We start from the raw sequence: 17345 nt of genomic DNA, 5'->3' as shown, positions 1-17345 counted from the left end.
AACGCGGGCATCGGCGGCGCTGGATCGATCGTGATGCCTTCGGGCACGTCGAGGGTGAACCGCCGCTGAAGGGCGATGGCCGCGTCGCTCGAGGACATCGCGAACGGATCAACACCCGACCCCGACGCATCCTCGGCTGGAACACAGCCGCGGACCGCTTCCGACCAAAGCTCTGGAAAGCTCACCAACCCACACAGGGATCCGCTTGCGGGACGTGCAGTGATGGACCGGGCACGCGATGGCTGATTTCCGCCGGAACCGGGCCGTCGTTGCTGGTGGACTCCGACCATGTCACTTGAGCGACGCCGTCCGCTGCCCGCCCGCTTCACCCGCATCGCCTGGTCGAGCGTCCTCACCCAGTTCGCCGAGCAGATGGCGCTCGTCGCTGCACCCCTCGCGGCAATCATGGTTCTCGGCGCCGGCGCGACGGAGACCGCCCTCCTCCAGGTCGCGCAGACGCTCCCGTTCCTCCTGCTGTCCATTCCGTTCGGATTGATCATCGATCGGTCCTCCCCGAAGCGCGTACTCCTCGCCTCCGAAGGGCTACGTGCGGCGACGCTTGCGTGCACTGTCGTGCTGATCCTCACTGACCGGCTCACCTTCGAGACGTTGTTGGTCGTGGGGTTCGTCGGCGCGATCGGAACCCTCGGTGCCGGGGTGGCGATTCCCTCAGCTGTGCCGCAGCTCGTGGCCCGCGATCGGCTGATGGACGCCAACGGATGGCTCGAGCTCGGGCGCAGCATCGCCTTCATCTCCGGGCCGGTCATCGCGGGTGCGATCGTGTCCTTCGCCGGTGCGGAGATGGCTTTCGTGGTGGCGACGGTCGCCTGCACCGCTGCGTTGGCGCTGCTGGCCAGGATCGACATCGCTCGTCCGGCACCCCAGCCGGCCCGTAGCGCCTGGCGGGAGATCGGCGACGGCCTCCGGTACGTGCTCTCGCACGAAATCCTCCGCCCGATGATCGTGACGTCAATGATCTTCAACGTCGGATGGTTCCTCATCCAATCGGTCTTCGTCGTCTACGCCCTGGAGAACCTGGGGATGACGCCCGCGACGGTCGGCACAGCAATGGGAGTGTTCGGGATCGGCATGGTCCTCGGCGCGCTGACGGCCCGGCCCCTCTCCAAGCGCATCACCCTGGGCCGGATGACGGTCATCGGACCGGTCTGCGGGTTCATCGGGGCAGGCTTGTTGGTGATGACCATGTGGATCCCGACGTCGACCCTCGCGTTCGTGTCGTTCTTCCTCTTCGGGTTCGGGCCCGTGCTCTGGTCGATCGCCACGACCACGCTGCGACAAGCGGTGACTCCGGCACGGATGATCGGTCGGGTCTCATCGCTACTGGTCGTTTCCACCTACGGGGCCCGGCCGATCGGCGCCGGACTGGGTGCACTGATCGCGGCCCTTCTCGGGATGGACTGGTGCATCGCCGTGGCTGTCGTCGTGTTCGCTGCGCAGTTGGGGGTCGTGCTCGCGTCGCGGCTTCCGGCAGTGCGGGAGCTTCCTGTCTCGGACGAGGAGGAAGCGTCGGCCCACGTTGGGTAGCCATCGAGTACAAGGCGCAGATCGGCGTGATCAACTTGCCGGCCATGGCGACGCTTAGTACCGATCCGGGATCCGCCTGCGGGCGGGGGCTAGTGTGCGATGTCCCTAGCCCGAAACAGCAACACGGCGAAGACGAGGAAGATGCCGGCGCCGATCCACCCGCTGACGGCGCCGAGGTTGGGCAGCAAGAACAGGGTCATCGCGCCGAGCGCAACGAGCACACCTGCAAGAACTGCGAACAGCCTCATGCCGTAGAGCGAGATGAACACGAGGTAATGCGCACCGACGATGATGAGCGATGCCGGGAAGAAGAGAAGAGGCTCGTACTTGCCGAGCACGATCGCAACGAGGAGTCCGAGCGGCACGGTGAACGCGGATTGCATCGCCAAAGCGGCAGAGGGATGACCCTTCGGGAGCGCAACGGGGCCACCCATGAACTTCAGGACGAGCGCTGCCAACGGGAAGATCAACATGCCACCGAAGAACAGCACAGTCATGCCGGCTGCAGGTGAAACCCCGAAGAAGACCGCAGCCCCGACGGCCCAGATGATCGCGGAGGCGAGCGGCCCGGAGAAGCCGCCACGGTAGATACGCCTCACGTCGGCTTGCGCTTGCAGAACGTCCACGTCGGTCCTCATCCAGTCGGGCCGAGTCACCTACGGCAGATGCGTCAACGCTCATCAGAACGCGCCGGACCAATCATGGCGTAGTGCCGCGCCGCGGATCCACCCCACCTCTTGTCCCAGAACTTGCCGAGCTGTTCCGAATCTCACGGACCACGGTCTGTCGCGAGCTGCAGCGCCGAGCAACCACGACGCCCGGCGGATAGCTGGTCACGTCGCGTCGCTACGATCGAAGTGGCCCAGGGTGATGCACTGACCCAATGAGACCGCCACCGATCCGACCACCGGAACGGGCGTCAGGAAAATGAAAAAGCCCCGAACCCGGCGAGAGGTTCGAGGCTTGATCGTGCACCCCCTCGGACTTGAACCGAGAACCCACTGATTAAGAGTCAGTTGCTCTGCCGATTGAGCTAGAGGTGCATATTTCGTTGTTTCGGCCCGGATTTTCAACAACCCGAACCGAGGAATCACAGTATCAGGAGAATGCACTGTTGCGCCAATCGAGGTGAGGATCGGCGGGTCGCAGGCATCGCCTGCCCCGCCCTCACCCCGCCCGCGCCCCGCCCTGGCCCCGCGATAGCCTGATCATGTGACCGCCGATTCCGTTGACCAGCTCATCTCCGACCTCGCACTCGCGCTCGAACTGGCCGAACTGGCCGACACCGTCTCGATCGGGCGATTCCGCGCGATCGACCTCGACGTGCAGACGAAGCCCGACCGCTCCCCCGTCACCGAGGCCGATCTCGCGGTCGAACGGGCGATCCGCGAGCGCATCGTGGCGGCCCGACCCGGCGACGGCATCCTCGGCGAGGAGTTCGGCACCGAGGGCGAGGGGTCGCGGCAGTGGATCATCGACCCCATCGACGGCACCGCCAACTTCCTGCGCGGCGTGCCCGTGTGGGGCACGCTCATCTCGCTCGCGATCGACGGCGTGCCGGTCATCGGCGTCGCATCCGCTCCCGCCATGGGTCGCCGCTGGTGGGGCGCGACGGGCCTCGGCGCCTGGACCACCACCTCGGCCGCAGAAGCCGGCGCGAGCGAGGCCGGCGCAGTCGACACCGGCGCGAACGGCACCGGCGCCCGTGAGGCCGCCGGCGGCGATGCATCCGTGCCCGGTGCCCGTCGCCTGCAGGTCTCGGGCGTCGCCTCGCTCGCCGACGCCTCCCTCAGCTTCCAGAGCCTCGCCCAGTGGCGCGAGGCGGGCTACCTCGACCGCCTGCTGGCGCTCTCCGAGCGCGTGTGGCGCGACCGCGCCTACGGCGACCTGTGGTCGTACATGCTGCTCGCCGAGGGGCTCATCGACGTCACGGGCGAGTTCGACGTCAAGCCGTACGACCTCGCCGCCCTGATCCCGATCGTCGAGGAGGCCGGCGGGCGCTTCACGGCGATCACGGGCGAGCGCGGGCCGTGGCACGGCAGCGCACTCGCCACGAACGGCGCCCTCCACGACGAAGTGCTCGCGGCGCTCGGCGACGCGGCATAGGGGGCGGACATGGAGGTCTGCATCTTCACCGAGCCGCAGCAGGGTGCGAGTTACGCCGAGCAGCTCGCGCAGGCGAGCGCCGCCGAGCGGCTCGGCTTCGACGGCTGGTTCCGTTCCGACCACTACCTCGCGATGGGCGACGGCGACCCCATGCCGGGCCCCACGGATGCCTGGACCACCCTCGCCGGGCTCGCCCGGGAGACCCGGCGCATCCGGCTCGGCACGCTCGTCTCCTCGGCGACGTTCCGGCACCCGTCAGTGCTCGCCATCCAGGTCGCGCAGGTCGACGACATGTCGGGCGGGCGCGTCGAGCTCGGCCTCGGCACCGGCTGGTTCGCCGAGGAGCACGAGGCCTACGGCATCCCCTTCCCGGCCAAGCGGTTCGGCATGCTCGAGGAGCAGCTCGAGGTCGTGACGGGCCTCTGGTCGACTCCGGTCGGCGAGCACTACGACTTCGCCGGCGAGCACTACCGTCTCGAGCACTCCCCCGCCCTCCCGAAGCCGGCGCAGGCAGACGTGCCGATCATCATCGGCGGGTCGGGTCCGAAGCGCACCCCGGCGATCGCCGCCCGATTCGCGAGCGAGTTCAACATCGGCTTCCGCGACGAGTCGGTCGTCGCGGACATGTTCGCCCGGGTACGAAGCGCGTGCGTCGACATCGACCGCGACCCCGACTCGATGCGCATGAGCGTCGCACTGCCCACCGTCGTGGCGACCTCCGATGCCGAGTACCGGCGGCGGCTCGCGGCGATCGGCGAGGATCCGGCGACGTTCGCCGACGTGAACATCGCCGGCACCCCCGCGGCGGCGGTCGAGAAGGTGCTCCGGCTCCGTGAGCTCGGGGCCGATCGCGTCTACCTGCAGCTCGTCGACCTGCGCGACCTCGAACACCTCGAGCTCATCGCCGCCGAGGTGTTTCCGCACCTGCGCTGACGACGTGCAGTCCGTCGCCGGCTCCCGATAGGCTGACGTCGAAATCACCGGATGGGGCGGGGGCGCCGGTCGATCGGCGTGCCCTCCTCGTTATCCGGGACTGAACCCGACCCCACTTTCGAATCGAGAGGCTCCACCTCGTGAACATCCAGAAGCGCCGCACCCTGACGCGCGCCATCGTCGCCCTCGCCGCCGTCGCCGTCGTGATCCCGCTGAGCGGCTGCAGCATCCTGCGCGACCTCGCGGGCGGGCAGGCGCCGCAGCCCGAGCGCGACGAGACGACCCAGGAGATCGTCGAGGAGGGCGACGCCGACGTCTTCGCGCTCATGGTCGGCGACTGCATGAACGAGGTCAGCGAAGAGCTCGTCTCCGAGGTGCCCGTCGTGCCGTGCGACCAGCCGCACGACGAAGAGGTGTTCTTCGACCTCACGCTCGAGGGCGCCGAGTACCCGGGCGACGACGTCATCCAGACGCAGGCCGACGAAGCCTGTCTCGCACAGTTCGAGCCCTTCGTCGGCATGGCCTACGACACGTCGACGCTCGGCTTCTACGCCTACCGCCCCTCGCAGGAGAGCTGGGAGCAGATGGACGACCGCATCGTCTCGTGCGTGATCTACGACCCCGCCGGTCAGGTCACCGGCACGCTGGCCGGCAGCGCCCGCTGACGAACGGATGCCGCGTGGCGAGCCCTCTGGGACGCCACGCGGCATTCTTTATGTCTGTCGGCCCCGTCTCACGCCGCTCGGGGCTTGCGCCGACTCCATGCCACCCCGGCGAGGCAGAGCGCCCCGCCCACCATGCCGAACACCGTCGGCAGCTCGCCGAGCAGCAGCCATGAGAGCAGCACCACGATCGCGGGAACCGCGAGCGTCGCCGAAGCCGTCGCACCCGCCGAGCTGCGCTTGAGCACATAGGCCCAGAGCAGGAACGCGACGGCCGTCGGGAAGACGCCGAGGTACACCACGCCGAGCACGGCCGGGGTCGGGGCGTCACCGAGTTCCACGACGGTCTGCGGCAGGAACGGCAACAGCACGAGCGCGCCTACCACGCAGCCGATCCAGGTCGCGCTCAGTGCATCGGCGGAACGCAGGGCGACCTTCTGCACGAGCACGCCCGCCGCGTAGAGCACTGCGGCGAGCACGCCGAGCACGATGCCGATCGGTTCGCTGTCCGCCCCGATTCCGCCCATGGCGATGATCACGACGCCGGCGAAGGCGATCGCGATGCCGACCATGAGCCGCCGCGGGAACCCCTCCTTCAGCAGTGCGCCGGCCGCGAGCGCGACGAGCAGTGGTGCGATGTTCACGAGCATCGCGACGGTTCCGGCGTCGAGGTGGCGTTCGGCGACGTTGAGCACGAGCGCGTAGCCCGCGAACCAGAGCACCCCGTATGCGGCGATGAGCAGAAGTGCACGCCCGCCTGGCAGCGGGGGCCTTCGCACAACGGCGATCGCGACGAGTACCACGGCGCCCACGAGTTGGCGGCCGAGGGCGAGCGGCCCGGGCGAGATCGATTCGCCGATCGCCCGGATCGCGATGAACGCCGACGCCCACAGCACGAGCACCACGACCATCGCGGCGAGCACCCTCCACGCGATCGGCTCTCGAGGCGTCGCGATGGAGGGCTGAGTGAGAGGGGTGGTCGAGGCCTGGTGCATGAGGCAAGCCTGCGGGCGCAGACACCTCAGCACAAGCGAACGATTCTACCGATTCATTCAGCAGCACTGTACGATCGACGTCATGGTCGATCCGCATCGCCTCCGAGTGTTCCGAGCCGTCGTGCAGTCCGGCTCGATCAATCGCGCGGCCGCCCGGCTCGGCTACACGCCATCGGCCGTCAGCCAGCACGTCAGCACACTGCAACGCGAGACGGGGCTGACGCTCATCGAACGGCGCGGCCGCGGCATCGTGCCGACCGCCGCCGGCCTCGCCGTCGCCGATCGTGCGTCGAGGGTGCTCGATCAGCTCGCCGACTTCGACTCGCTCGCCGATGACCTCCGTTCAGGCCGCAGCGGAACGCTGCGCATCAGCTGCTTCTCCTCCGCGAACCGCTCGTGGATGCCGGCGATCGCCGCCGCGGTGCTGGCCGAGTTCCCCGACCTGCGACTCGAGCTCAGCCTCGTCGAACAGCACGGGCAACTCACCGGCGAACCCGATGTCGAGCTCTACGTCGCGGAGTCGGTGCGCGGCGACCGCGACCCGGCGGTCGCCGACGGGGTCGCCGACGGTTACGACATCGAGCCCCTTCGCACCGAGGGCTACGTCGTCGTCGTTCCGCGGCGGCATCCGCTCGCTCTCCGGCGTTCGGTGAGCCTCGCCGAACTCGCCGACGAACCATGGGTGGACAACGACTACGCACGAGGGCCTTGCCGCGAGATCATCCTGTCGGCAAGCGCAGCACGGGGCTTCGTCCCTCGGTTCCGCTTGGACGCACCCGACTACGCGACCGCGTTCGACTACGTCGCAGCCGGGGTCGGCATCACGGTGCTGCCGAGACTCGGCGCCCTCGCCCTGCCCGACGGGGTCGCGCTCGTTCCCCTCGACGACGCCGATGTGCGGCGCCGCATCATGCTGCGCGTGAAGCGCTCGATGCGCACGCACCCCGCCGTGGGGCGCATGACCGCGCTGCTGCGCGACGTCGCCCGCTCCTGATCGAGTGGCAGAACGGAAATGCCCGGCCCCGTGAGTTCACGGGACCGGGCATCCGAGCCACTGTGCGACAACGACCATTGGTGGAGATGGGGGGAATTGAACCCCCGTCCATCGCTGTGATTCCACGCCTTCTCCGGGCGCAGCCTGTGTAAGCGTTCTGCTCGGCCCCGACCTTTGCCACAGGCGTCTAGGTCGACAGGCCCAGCCTGATGAAGTCCCGCGTGTCGCTCAGGCGACGACACGCAGCAAGTTCCCTAGATGACGCCAGCTACCGGGGCGGGAACAGACCCGCGGGCTGACGGACTATCGAGCTCGCTTATGCAGCGAGGGCGAAGTCAGTGCGCTTTGCATTGGCACTTATTGTTTTCCAGAGATCGTTTACGAGATAACCCTGGATCCTCGGCCCGCTTCTCGTGGGTTCGCAGACGATGTCGAAACCGATCATCCCCATGAATCGCCGTGCTGATCGCCGGTCGAAACCGGAACCAGCCTGACGGGCCGTTGTCGCACTGTGGAGTTTTCAACGGGCGGAAACCCGAACCCGGGTGCCCATCGTTGAAACGGTGGGTGCCCGGCCTTACAGTCTAGAACAGGCGCGGCCGCTCCGCCATTCCCGAGCGGCTCGAACTGGAGGTCCATGTGGCTACCGTCATCGCCGTGCGCGGCACCGCAGAAGAGCGCATCGCGCCAGAACTCGGCGCCGTCTCGCTGACGGTGAGCGCATCAGGGGCCGAACGCGACGCGACCCTCGCGCACACGTCGACCGCCCACGACGCGCTCATCGCCGAGGTACGCGCGCTCGAGGCATCCGGCGCCCTCGATACCTGGTCCGCCAAGCAGCTCCGCGTCTCCTCGCACCGCCCGTGGAGCAACGAGGGCAAGCTGCTCCCCGTCGTGCATCAGGCGAGCGCCGACCTCGAGGTCGTGTTCACCGACCTCGAACGCCTCGGCGACTGGGTCAGCACCATCTCGCTCGGCGACTCGGTCGGCATCGGAGGCATCGACTGGCGGTTGACGGATGCCACGCGCAAGCGCACCCAAGAAGCCGCGCAGCGAGGCGCTGTGGCCGACGCCGTGGCGAAGGCCGCCGTCTACGCCGCCGCCCTCGGCCTCGGAGCGCCGTCTCCCGCCGAGCTCGCCGACACCGGGCTGCTCACCGCGCAGCCGGTGCCAGCGGGCGCCCCTGCAGAGCGGATGTTCGCGATGCGCGGCTCAGCCGACATGGCGGGCGGCGGCGGGCCGTCGCAGTTCACGCCGGCCCTGCTGGTGATCACGGCGTCGGTCGAGGCGAGATTCACGGCCGACGCGGCGTGAGCGGCGGCGTGGCCACCACGAAACCCTTCTGGGTGAAGCGACTCAGGCGGGCTCGATCAGCAAGGTCTCGAGCGACGCGAGGGCGCTGAGCTCGAGACCCGACGCGAGCAGGTACTCGCGCACCGAGCCGTGGTCTCGCTCGACGAGGTCGATCACGCCCTCGATCGCCTCGCGGGGGCTGCCGCCCATGAGCGTGCGCAGCGCAGGTGTATCGGCGACCCCGTAGCTCGCGATGCGCTCGATCATGCCCTCGAGCCACTCGCCCGCGAGGTTCTCCTCGGTCGAGGCGTAGTCGGCCGCGACGGATTCGCGGTCGACGCCGACGGCGAGCAGCGCCAGAGCCACGACGATGCCGGTGCGGTCCTTGCCGGCAGTGCAATGCACGACGACGGCGCGGTCGCCGGCGGTGGAGATCTCGCGCAGGGCATCGACGACGACCGAGGCGTGCTGGGTGACGACCCGCTCGTACAGCGCCTCGAGCGAGATTCCCGCCATGCCCTGAGATGCTCCGGAGCCCTCGAAGACCGGCAGCCGCAGCACCTCGACCTCGAGTTCGCCGAGGTCGTCGGGCATCATCTGCGCCTCGTTCTCGTCGCGCAGGTCGATGACGATGCCGACGCCGAGCTCGCGCAACTTCGCCTGCCCGGCCTCGCCGAGGCGGGCGAGCCCGTCGGAACGGAACAGCACCCCGTCGCGCACGGTACCGGTCGACGCCGGCAGCCCGCCGACATCGCGGAAGTTGTAGGTGCCGGGTACCGGAATGCGCGTCGAGGTCTCCATCGAGCCGAGCCTACACGCGCCCGTCGCGCCCCGGCCGGAGCGCGGACTCGAGCCCGAATCGAGCGAGATCTCGGGCCGAACACGGGGCCCCTCAGTCGAGCCCGACGCGACGCTCAGTCGCCGAGGTTCTTGCGGCTCGCCATGGCGCGATCGGCCTCGCGCTTGTCTTGACGCTCGCGCAGTGCCTGCCGCTTGTCGTACTCGCGCTTGCCCTTCGCGACGGCGATCTCGACCTTCGCACGCCCGCCCGAGAAGTAGATCTGCAGCGGCACGAGGGTGTAGCCGCCCTGGCTCGTGCGGTGGCTGATCTTCACGATCTCCTGCTTGTGCAGCAGGAGCTTGCGCTTGCGGCGCGGCGCGTGGTTGTTCCACGTGCCCTCGGTGTACTCGGGGATGTGCACGGCGTCGAGCCACATCTCCCCGCCCTCGATGAAGGCGTAGCCGTCGACGAGCGACGCCCGCCCCTCGCGCAGCGACTTCACCTCGGTGCCGGTGAGCACGAGACCCGCCTCGTAGGTGTCCTCGATCGTGTAGTCGTGGCGTGCCTTGCGGTTGGTCGCCACGACCTTCTGACCGGTCTCCCTGGGCACGTGCGGCTCCTTGCGTCGAATGCGGATGCCCCGGGGCATCCGGAGCAGCCGTTCAGTCTAGCCGCTGCCGGCCGGGCGTGTCGAAACCAGGCCGATCAGACCTTCAGATACCTCGTGATCGCGATGCCCGCCGAGACGGCGGCGAGCACCACCCCGACGAGGATCAGGAGCGGCACGACGATCAGCGCGTCCGTGAGATCGACGAAGGTGAACGAGAGATTGTCGGCGAGATAGCCCTGCACGAAGAAGTGCACGATCGCCACGACCGCCCCGCCCGCCAGCAGGGAGCCGATGAGTCCCGCGAACACCCCCTCGAGGATGAACGGCGTCTGGATGAACCGGTTGGATGCCCCGACGAGACGCATGATGCCGAGTTCGCGCCGTCGCGAGAACGCGGAGAGCCTGATAGTCGTCGCGATGAGCAGCGCCGCAGCCACGAGCATGATCGCCGCGACCGTGATCGCGGTGTAGCTCGCGGCGTTCAGCACGTCGAAGATCTGGTCGAGGTAGCGCCGTTGGTCGACGACGCCCTCGACTCCCGCCATGCCGGCGAAGCTCTCGACGAGCACCGCGGCCTGCGAGGGGTCGACGAGGTTCACCCAGAACGTCTCATTCAGCACCTCGGGTGTCACGTAGTCGGCCGCGGGCGTGCCCTTGAACTGCTCCTGGAAGTTGGCGAACGCCTGGTCGTGGTCTTCGAAGTAGAACTCGTCGATGTACTTGGCGAGCGTGTCCGACGAGAGCTGGTCCTCGATCGCGGCCTTCTGCTCCTCGGTCGCCTCGCCGTCGGTGCACCCGGCGGTCGTCGACACGCTCGTGCAGAGGTAGACGGCGACCTGGGCGCGGTCGTACCAGTAATTCTTCATCTGGCCGATCTGCAGCTGCAGCAGGGCGGCGGTGCCGACGAAGGTGAGGGAGATGAACGTGACCAGCACGACGGAGACCACCATCGAGGCGTTGCGGCGAAGGCCGTTCGCCGCCTCGGAGAGCACGAGACCGAGCCTCATTTCGTCGGCCCCACTTCCTGGTCGTCGTCGCCTTCCCGGGGGCCTCCCGGGGCCCTGAGTCCGAGGCGTTCGGCGAGGGTCAGGTGTTCGGATGCCGCGGCGCCGCCTGACTGCTTCGGCTTCAGCTTCTCGGGGTCGAGCTGGATCGTGCCCGTCGCCGCAGCCGTGATCTCGGCGGCGGCATCGGTCACCTCGTCGGTCGCCTCGGGTTCGACGTAGAGCGGCTCGGCGTCGCGCATCACCTCGGGGGTGACCTTCGGAGCTGCGACGGCGGCCATGGCGGTCTCGGGCTTGACGGCCGACTCGCCCTCGTCGGCGGTCTCGTGCTCGGGCACGTAGTCGACGTCGCGCACGGTCTGGCCGTCGTAGCCGGCGCTGCGCTCGTCGCGCACGATGTCGCCGGCCGAGAGCTCGATGACGCGGCGGCGCATCTGGTCGACGATGCCGGCCTCGTGGGTCGCCATGATGATCGTCGTGCCGCCCGCGTTGATGCGCTCGAGCAGGGTCATGATGCCGGCACTCGTCACGGGGTCGAGGTTGCCGGTCGGCTCGTCGGCGAGCAGGATCTGCGGCTTGTTGACGATCGCGCGCGCGATCGCGACGCGCTGCTGCTCGCCGCCCGAGAGCTCGTGCGGCATGCGCTTGCCCTTGCCGTCGAGGCCGACGAGCTTCAGCGTCTCGGGCACCGCGGTCTGCACGTAGCCCCTCGACTTGCCGATGACGCGCAGCGTGAAGGCGACGTTCTCGTACACCGACTTGTTCGGCAGCAGCCGGAAGTCCTGGAAGACGACGCCGAGGTCGCGCCGGAAGTACGGCACCTTGCGCGTCGAGATCGACCCGAGGTCTTGCCCGAGCACGTGGATGGCGCCCTTCGACGGCTTCTCCTCTTTGAGGATGAGCCGGAGGAAGCTCGACTTGCCGGAGCCGGAAGCGCCCACGAGGAAGACGAACTCCCCACGGAGGATCTCGACCCCGATGTCGTTGAGGGCGGGCCTCGCCTGGCCGGGGTAGGTCTTGGTGACGGAGTCGAAGCGGATCATCGCAATCGAGCCTAAGGAAGGGCGAGGCAAAAGTGGGCAGCGACACCGGAAATCGGGGTCGCCGCCCACTGATTGAGGACGACCGGCTCTAGATGCCGGCGAATCCGACGATCAGGTAGAGCACGAGCGACGCGGCAGCAGCGATCGCCGCGTACGGCAGGATCGCCGTCATGAGGTTCAGCGGCTTGATGCCGGTCGACCGCGACGCGAGGATGATGCCGTCGCCGTAGAGGCACGTGGTCGAGCCGAGCGCGGCGCCCGAGAACACCGCGGCCCCCGCGATGATCGGGTTCACGTCCATCGCGAAGGCGAGCGGGATCACGATCGGCGTGATGACGGCCGCGAGGTCCCAGAACGAGCCGGTCGCGTACGCGTAGACGCCGCAGACGAGGAAGACCATCGCGGGCAGCAGCGCGCCGTTCATGACGGGCTGCGTCGCCTCGATCACCCAGTCGGCGAGGTGCAGGTCGATGTTCATGTGCTGCACCATGAAGGCGAGCGCCGTCAGCACGATGACGAAGAGCATGCTGCCGACGCCGTCGAACGCAGCCTCGAGCACGCCCTTGATCTTCAGGCGGCGCTGCACCGTGTACATAACGATGGCCACGATGAGCGCGGCGACCGTGCCCTTCAGCACGTCGACCTCGGTGAGGATCGTCACGGCGATCATGACCGCGATCGGCACGAGGAAGTTCCACGGGCGCGGCTTCGCGTACTCGGGCGCGCGACCCGCCGTCGCGGTTGCCGTGGCGGTCGCGGTCGTCGACGTCGTCGACGGTGCGGATGCCGCGGCGACGGCGCGGCCCGCGTCGTCGCCCGAGACGGCGAACTCGCCGACCTCGGCGTTCAGCGGCAGGCCGCCCTCGGCCTCGCGCTCCTCGGCGGTGCTGCCGGCGGGAAACACGTCGCCCGTGGCATCCGCTCGCGCGACGTCCTTCTTCAGTGCGCCGAGTTTCGGGAAGGCGCCGAACGCGACGAGCGCGGCGATCGCGATCGCGATCCAGCCGAAGAAGATGAACGGGATGGCCTGGAGGTAGGCGCCGAAACCCGAGCCGTTCGCCGTGACGCCCTGCGCCTCGAGCAGACCCGCGAAGAAGAGCGCCCACGTCGAGAACGGCACGATGACGGCGATGGGCGCCGCCGTCATCTTCATGATCGTGCCGAGCTCGGTGCGCGGCACGTTGTAGCGGTCGGTCACGGCCTTCATCGACGTGCCGACGGTCAGCACGTTCAGGTAGTCGTCGACGAAGAGCACGATGCTGAGCAGGAAGCTCAGGATGGTGGACTTCCGCCGCGAGTTCACGAAGCGCTCGGCCCAGGCCGCGAACTCCCTCACGGCGCCCGAGCGCTCGAAGAGCGTGATCAGGATGCCGAAGAGCACGACGACGAGCATGAGCCACTGCAGGGTCTCGTCGGCCATGGCGGTGCCGAAGTAGCCGATCCATGAGTCGAAGAACTCCCAGCCGCCGAGCAGCACGGCACCGGCGAGGGTGCCGCAGAGCATCGCGAAGAGCGTGCGCCGTGTGAGCACGGCCACGACGAGGATGATGACGACGGGGAGGAGCGCGAGCGCGCCGACGTCTTGCATGGTTGCCTCTGATTCGAAGGGGTCAGGCGGCGGATGCCGCGAACACGGGTTGCCCGTCGACGATCGTCGTCAGCACGGGGAGGTGCAGCAGTTCGTCCGCGTCGACGTCGAGCGGGCTGTCGGCCCAGACGACGAGGTCGGCGCGGCACCCCGGCGCGATGACGCCGAGGTCGCGGTCGCCCTGGGCCTCTGCGGCCCAGACGGTGTAGCCCTGTAGGGCCTCGTACGGCGTGAGCACCTGGTCGGGCTCGAACACCGGGGCGTCATGGTTGCCGGGCTCGCGGCGGAGCCGCGCCCAGGCGAGTCCGATGCGCGCATCGGTCTGCGCGACGGGCCAGTCGGAGCCGAGCGCCACGGGGGCGCCGGCGTCGATCATGTCACGTACCCGCCAGCCGAGGGCGGCGCGCTCGGGGCCGAGTCGTTCGGCCCAGAAGTCGGAGCCGTCGGCCTTCCGCCACTGCATGTGGAGCGGCTGCACCGACGCGGTGATGCCGGCGTGCGCCATGCGGCGGAGGTCGCGATCGGCGAGCAGCTCGAGGTGTTCGATGCGGTGGGCGGCGGTGCCGTTCGAGTGCACGCCGGCGGCGAGGTAGGCATCGATCGTCTCGCCGATGGCGCGGTCGCCGATCGCGTGGGTCGCGATCTGGAAGCCGGCCGCAGCGTAGCGGTGCACGACGCGTTCGAACTCGTCGGCGTCGGCCCAGAACGAGGTGCCGCCGTCGCCGTGGGTGTCGGGTTCGTAGAGCCACCCGGTGCCGGTGTCGATGACGCCGTCGGCGAAGAGCTTCACGAGGCCGCCGCGCCAGCGCCTGCCGCGGCGGTCGCGCTGCGCGAGGTGGTGGCGTGTGCGCTCCTCGTCGTAGCCGGGGTTGTGCGCCATCGCCGAGACGATCCGCACGGGCAGCCCGCTCGGGGCGTCGGGGTCGGCGGATGCGCCGCCGTCGAGCTCGTCGAGCAGCTCGAGCGTGCCCGGGTTGCCGTCCATGATGCATCCACCGGTGATGCCCGAGGCGGCGAGGCCGCCGAGGATGCCGCGCACGCGCTCGAGCGTCTCGGCGCGGGTGTACTCGGGCGCGGTGCGCAGCACGAGGTCGAACGCCGAGTCCTCGCGGAGGCATCCGGTCGGCCGCCCGGCGTCGTCGACGACGATCTCGGAGGTGTCGCCGAAGCGACGGGCACCGGTGATGCCCGATCGGCGCAGGGCCTCGGTGTTCGCAAGGGCGGTGTGGCCGTCGAAGAACATCAGGAACGCGGGCGCGCCCGTGGTGACCGCGTCGATCGCGGCTGCGGTCATCGGCAGGGTCGTGAACAGGTCGTAGTCGACGTTCCATCCGCGCACCCAGCCGCCGGCCGATCCGTCGGCGACGCGAGCGGTCTCGTCGGCGAGCATGCACAGGAACGTCTCGGGGTCGCGCACTCCCCCGAAGTCGATGCCCACCGCCAGCTCGATGCCCTGGATCGGATGCATGTGCGCGTCGATGAGCCCTGGGGTGACGGATGCCCCGGCGAGATTCTGCACGGCGGTGCGGGGGCCGCGGTAGTCGGCGAGGTCGGCGGCATCGCCGACCGCGAGGATTCGGCCGGCACGGATCGCGACGGCGGATGCCTCGGGCTGCCGCGGGTTCATCGTGATCACGCGCGCGCCGATGAGGATGGTGTCCGCGGCGATCCCGTGCACGTCTGCTCGCTCTCTCGGCGGCCTTCGTCGGCCGCCCTCAATTTAATATGATTAAATTCGGGCACACGCTACTCCCGAATACGCTCTTCGACAAATCCCCGCGTCGACCACTCGAAGGAGCCCTGTGAGTCCCACTCCGGCCAAGCGCAGCGCGGGCCGCCCGCGCACGCCGGTACTGAGCGCCGACCAGATCGTCGACGCGGCGTTCGCTCTCGCCCGCACGGCCGGGCCCAACGGGTTCACGATGGCGGCGCTCGCGCGTTCCCTCTCGGTGCATCCTCCGGCGCTCTACCACTACTTCGGCGGCAAGGCCGATGTCGTGAGGGCCATGCGCGGCCGGGTCGCCGAGCTGCTCGACGTCTCGGGCTTCGACACCCCCGAGACGACCCTCGCCGACGCGGTGCTGCGCTGGGCGCACTCCTACCGATCGGCGTTCGCCACGCACCCCGCCGCGATCGCGCTGCTCGCCACCACGGCGATCGACGGCCAGGAGCGCTCGGTCGCGAACTACGAGTCGATCACGCGGCGGTTCGTCGCCGAGGGATGGCCCGTCGGCGGCGCCGTCGACGCGATCGTCGCGCTCGAGTCGTTCATCATCGGCTCAGCCCTCGACACGCTCGCCCCCGACGACATCATGTCGCCCGGCACCGCCGCCCCGCTCGCGCCGACGTTCAGCCGCGCCGAAGCCCTGCGGAGCGTGAAGGCCGCGGCGCAGCGGGTGCATCCGGCCGACCGCTCGTTCGAGCTCGGGCTCACCGCCCTCGTCGGCGGCCTGCCAGCGGCACTCGCCGCGGTCGTCGAAGCCGAGCGCGTCTAAGTTCGCGGCAACACGCGGCACAACTCGCCGCGTCGCTCGCCGAGACGATCTGACCCGGCGATCAGCAGGGAGCCGGCGGCATCCGCTCGGTTCAGTGCCTCGCGGTCGCCTACTCGGTGGGGCGCTTCCGCCACCTGATGCCGGCGGCGATGAAACCGTCGATGTCGCCGTCGAAGACGTGGCTCGGGTTGCCGACCTCGTACTCGGTGCGCAGGTCTTTCACCATCTGGTACGGCGCGAGCACGTAGGAGCGCATCTGATCGCCCCAGCTCGCGGTGATGTTGCCCGCGAGCTCCTTCTTCTGGGCCGCCTCCTGCTCCTTCTGGATGAGGAGCAGTCGCGACTGCAGCACGCGCATGGCGGCCGCACGGTTCTGGATCTGCGACTTCTCGTTCTGCATCGAGACGACCGTGCCGGTCGGAAGGTGCGTGATGCGCACGGCGGAGTCGGTCGTGTTGACCGACTGGCCGCCGGGTCCGCTCGAGCGGAAGACGTCGACGCGGATGTCGTTCTCGGGGATCTCGACCTCCTGCGCCTCCTCCATGAGCGGGATGACCTCGACGGCCGCGAAGCTCGTCTGGCGCTTGCCCGCCGCGCCGAAGGGGCTCATGCGCACGAGTCGGTGCGTGCCGGCCTCGACGCTCAGGGTGCCGAACGCGTAGGGCGCGTCGATCTCGAAGGTCGCCGACTTGATGCCCGCCTCTTCGGCGTAGCTCGTGTCCATGACGCTGGCCTTGTAGCCGTGCTTCTCGGCCCATCGCAGGTACATGCGCATGAGCATCTCGGCGAAGTCGGCGGCGTCGACGCCGCCGGCGCCGGCGCGGATCGTGATGACCGCGGGGCGGTCGTCCCACTCGCCGTCGAGCAGCGTCTGCACCTCGAGGTCGCCGATCGCCTTCTGCAGCGACTCGAGCTCGGCGCGGGCCTCGGCCGCGCTGTCTTCGTCGCCCATCTCGTTGGCGAGCTCGATGAGCACTTCGAGGTCGTCGAGTCGCGAGTCGATGCTCGTGACCCGGGCGAGCTCGGACTGACGGTGGCTGAGCGCGCTCGTCACCTTCTGCGCGTTCGCGGTGTCATCCCAGAGATCGGGCGCGCCCGCCTCTTCGGAGAGCCGTTCGATGTCGGCTTTGATGGCGTCGACGTCGACGACTGCGCGAATGTCGCTGAAGGTGGAGCGCAGCGCGGCGATCTCCTGCGAGAGGTCTAGATCCAACATGGCCTCCCAGCCTACGCGAGTCGCCCGCCCCCATGGTGCACCGCGAAGTGCACCGCGTGGGCGGGTGTAGCGTCGAATCG

Annotated in this window: 16 protein-coding genes, 1 tRNA gene and 1 other RNA gene; 7 read left to right on the top strand and 11 right to left on the bottom strand. The window is 69.0% G+C overall.

The features are described 5' to 3' along the window. Positions 1-288 precede the first annotated feature (288 nt). Positions 289-1545, top strand: coding sequence for an MFS transporter (locus VPH61_RS16365; protein ID WP_332064574.1), 1257 nt, complete (start codon positions 289-291; stop codon positions 1543-1545). Between the two features lie 89 nt (positions 1546-1634). Here the strand turns inward: VPH61_RS16365 and VPH61_RS16360 are convergent, their stop codons facing one another. Both VPH61_RS16360 and VPH61_RS16355 read right to left on the bottom strand, forming a co-directional pair. Beyond that, positions 1635-2171 carry a DUF7010 family protein gene (locus VPH61_RS16360; RefSeq protein ID WP_332064573.1) on the bottom strand — a complete coding sequence of 179 codons (537 nt, stop codon included), beginning with the start codon at positions 2169-2171 and terminating at the stop codon, positions 1635-1637. Positions 2172-2515: 344 nt separating this feature from the next. Beyond that, a tRNA-Lys gene (locus tag VPH61_RS16355) sits at positions 2516-2588 on the bottom strand. Between the two features lie 169 nt (positions 2589-2757). Between VPH61_RS16355 and VPH61_RS16350 the strand changes: the two genes are divergently transcribed. The 3 genes from VPH61_RS16350 (at position 2758) to VPH61_RS16340 (ending at position 5249) form a co-directional block, all read left to right on the top strand. After that, on the top strand, positions 2758-3651 hold the full coding sequence (locus VPH61_RS16350; protein ID WP_332064572.1) for an inositol monophosphatase family protein: 894 nt from the start codon (positions 2758-2760) through the stop codon (positions 3649-3651). A 9-nt stretch (positions 3652-3660) separates the two neighbouring features. Continuing rightward, positions 3661-4584, top strand: coding sequence for an LLM class F420-dependent oxidoreductase (locus VPH61_RS16345; RefSeq protein ID WP_332064571.1), 924 nt, complete (start codon positions 3661-3663; stop codon positions 4582-4584). A 140-nt stretch (positions 4585-4724) separates the two neighbouring features. Further along, a complete protein-coding gene (locus tag VPH61_RS16340) occupies positions 4725-5249 on the top strand; it encodes a septum formation family protein (RefSeq protein ID WP_332064570.1) in 525 nt (174 codons plus the stop codon). 68 nt (positions 5250-5317) lie between these two features. Here the strand turns inward: VPH61_RS16340 and VPH61_RS16335 are convergent, their stop codons facing one another. Further along, complete coding sequence (locus VPH61_RS16335; protein ID WP_332064569.1) at positions 5318-6241, bottom strand: DMT family transporter; 924 nt, start codon at positions 6239-6241, stop codon at positions 5318-5320. Between the two features lie 82 nt (positions 6242-6323). Between VPH61_RS16335 and VPH61_RS16330 the strand changes: the two genes are divergently transcribed. Then, positions 6324-7235: a LysR family transcriptional regulator gene (locus VPH61_RS16330; protein WP_332064568.1), complete on the top strand. Its 912-nt coding sequence runs from the start codon at positions 6324-6326 to the stop codon at positions 7233-7235. 78 nt (positions 7236-7313) lie between these two features. On the opposite strand, the gene ssrA is transcribed toward VPH61_RS16330, so the two are convergent. Beyond that, positions 7314-7684, bottom strand: a transfer-messenger RNA (tmRNA) gene (gene ssrA / locus VPH61_RS16325). Positions 7685-7874: 190 nt separating this feature from the next. Between ssrA and VPH61_RS16320 the strand changes: the two genes are divergently transcribed. Then, positions 7875-8549, top strand: a complete 675-nt coding sequence (locus VPH61_RS16320; RefSeq protein ID WP_332064567.1) for an SIMPL domain-containing protein — start codon at positions 7875-7877, stop codon at positions 8547-8549. A gap of 42 nt (positions 8550-8591) precedes the next feature. On the opposite strand, the gene VPH61_RS16315 is transcribed toward VPH61_RS16320, so the two are convergent. The 6 genes from VPH61_RS16315 to VPH61_RS16290 all read right to left on the bottom strand — a co-directional run bounded on the left by VPH61_RS16315 (position 8592) and on the right by VPH61_RS16290 (position 15232). Further along, positions 8592-9329, bottom strand: a complete 738-nt coding sequence (locus VPH61_RS16315; protein WP_332064566.1) for a tyrosine-protein phosphatase — start codon at positions 9327-9329, stop codon at positions 8592-8594. Positions 9330-9442: 113 nt separating this feature from the next. After that, complete coding sequence (smpB, locus tag VPH61_RS16310) at positions 9443-9919, bottom strand: SsrA-binding protein SmpB (protein WP_056009841.1); 477 nt, start codon at positions 9917-9919, stop codon at positions 9443-9445. 95 nt (positions 9920-10014) lie between these two features. Continuing rightward, positions 10015-10926: a permease-like cell division protein FtsX gene (gene ftsX / locus VPH61_RS16305; protein ID WP_332064565.1), complete on the bottom strand. Its 912-nt coding sequence runs from the start codon at positions 10924-10926 to the stop codon at positions 10015-10017. After that, the gene (gene ftsE, locus VPH61_RS16300) at positions 10923-11966 is read right to left on the bottom strand and encodes a cell division ATP-binding protein FtsE (RefSeq protein ID WP_332064564.1); all 1044 of its coding nucleotides are present in this window, start codon (positions 11964-11966) and stop codon (positions 10923-10925) included. Before ftsE ends, ftsX begins: the two co-directional genes overlap by 4 nt. An 88-nt stretch (positions 11967-12054) precedes the next feature. Next, complete coding sequence (locus VPH61_RS16295) at positions 12055-13554, bottom strand: Na+/H+ antiporter NhaC family protein (protein ID WP_332064563.1); 1500 nt, start codon at positions 13552-13554, stop codon at positions 12055-12057. A 22-nt stretch (positions 13555-13576) separates the two neighbouring features. Next, positions 13577-15232, bottom strand: coding sequence for an amidohydrolase (locus tag VPH61_RS16290; RefSeq protein ID WP_332064562.1), 1656 nt, complete (start codon positions 15230-15232; stop codon positions 13577-13579). A gap of 124 nt (positions 15233-15356) precedes the next feature. Here VPH61_RS16290 and VPH61_RS16285 point away from each other — a divergent pair, with 124 nt between their 5' ends. Further along, positions 15357-16049, top strand: a complete 693-nt coding sequence (locus VPH61_RS16285) for a TetR/AcrR family transcriptional regulator (protein WP_332064561.1) — start codon at positions 15357-15359, stop codon at positions 16047-16049. A gap of 109 nt (positions 16050-16158) precedes the next feature. On the opposite strand, the gene prfB is transcribed toward VPH61_RS16285, so the two are convergent. Further along, positions 16159-17265 (bottom strand): peptide chain release factor 2, encoded by a 1107-nt coding sequence (gene prfB / locus VPH61_RS16280; RefSeq protein ID WP_332064560.1) that lies wholly within the window; start codon positions 17263-17265, stop codon positions 16159-16161. Between the last annotated feature and the right edge of the window lie 80 nt (positions 17266-17345).

The organism is Agromyces sp. CCNWLW203 (genome assembly GCF_036576125.1).
GTDB lineage: Bacteria > Actinomycetota > Actinomycetes > Actinomycetales > Microbacteriaceae > Agromyces.
This window is presented reverse-complemented; position numbering and strand designations above follow the sequence as displayed.

What these genes read in the sequence shown, in the direction of transcription:
- VPH61_RS16345 (WP_332064571.1), top strand. Translation starts at nt 3,661, where the DNA reads ATGGAGGTCTGCATCTTCACCGAGCCGCAGCAGGGTGCGAGTTACGCC.
- VPH61_RS16330 (WP_332064568.1), top strand. Translation starts at nt 6,324, where the DNA reads ATGGTCGATCCGCATCGCCTCCGAGTGTTCCGAGCCGTCGTGCAGTCC.
- VPH61_RS16365 (WP_332064574.1), top strand. Translation starts at nt 289, where the DNA reads ATGTCACTTGAGCGACGCCGTCCGCTGCCCGCCCGCTTCACCCGCATC.
- prfB (WP_332064560.1), bottom strand. Translation starts at nt 17,265, where the DNA reads ATGTTGGATCTAGACCTCTCGCAGGAGATCGCCGCGCTGCGCTCCACC.
- ftsE (WP_332064564.1), bottom strand. Translation starts at nt 11,966, where the DNA reads ATGATCCGCTTCGACTCCGTCACCAAGACCTACCCCGGCCAGGCGAGG.
- VPH61_RS16335 (WP_332064569.1), bottom strand. Translation starts at nt 6,241, where the DNA reads ATGCACCAGGCCTCGACCACCCCTCTCACTCAGCCCTCCATCGCGACG.
- VPH61_RS16295 (WP_332064563.1), bottom strand. Translation starts at nt 13,554, where the DNA reads ATGCAAGACGTCGGCGCGCTCGCGCTCCTCCCCGTCGTCATCATCCTC.
- VPH61_RS16315 (WP_332064566.1), bottom strand. Translation starts at nt 9,329, where the DNA reads ATGGAGACCTCGACGCGCATTCCGGTACCCGGCACCTACAACTTCCGC.
- ftsX (WP_332064565.1), bottom strand. Translation starts at nt 10,926, where the DNA reads ATGAGGCTCGGTCTCGTGCTCTCCGAGGCGGCGAACGGCCTTCGCCGC.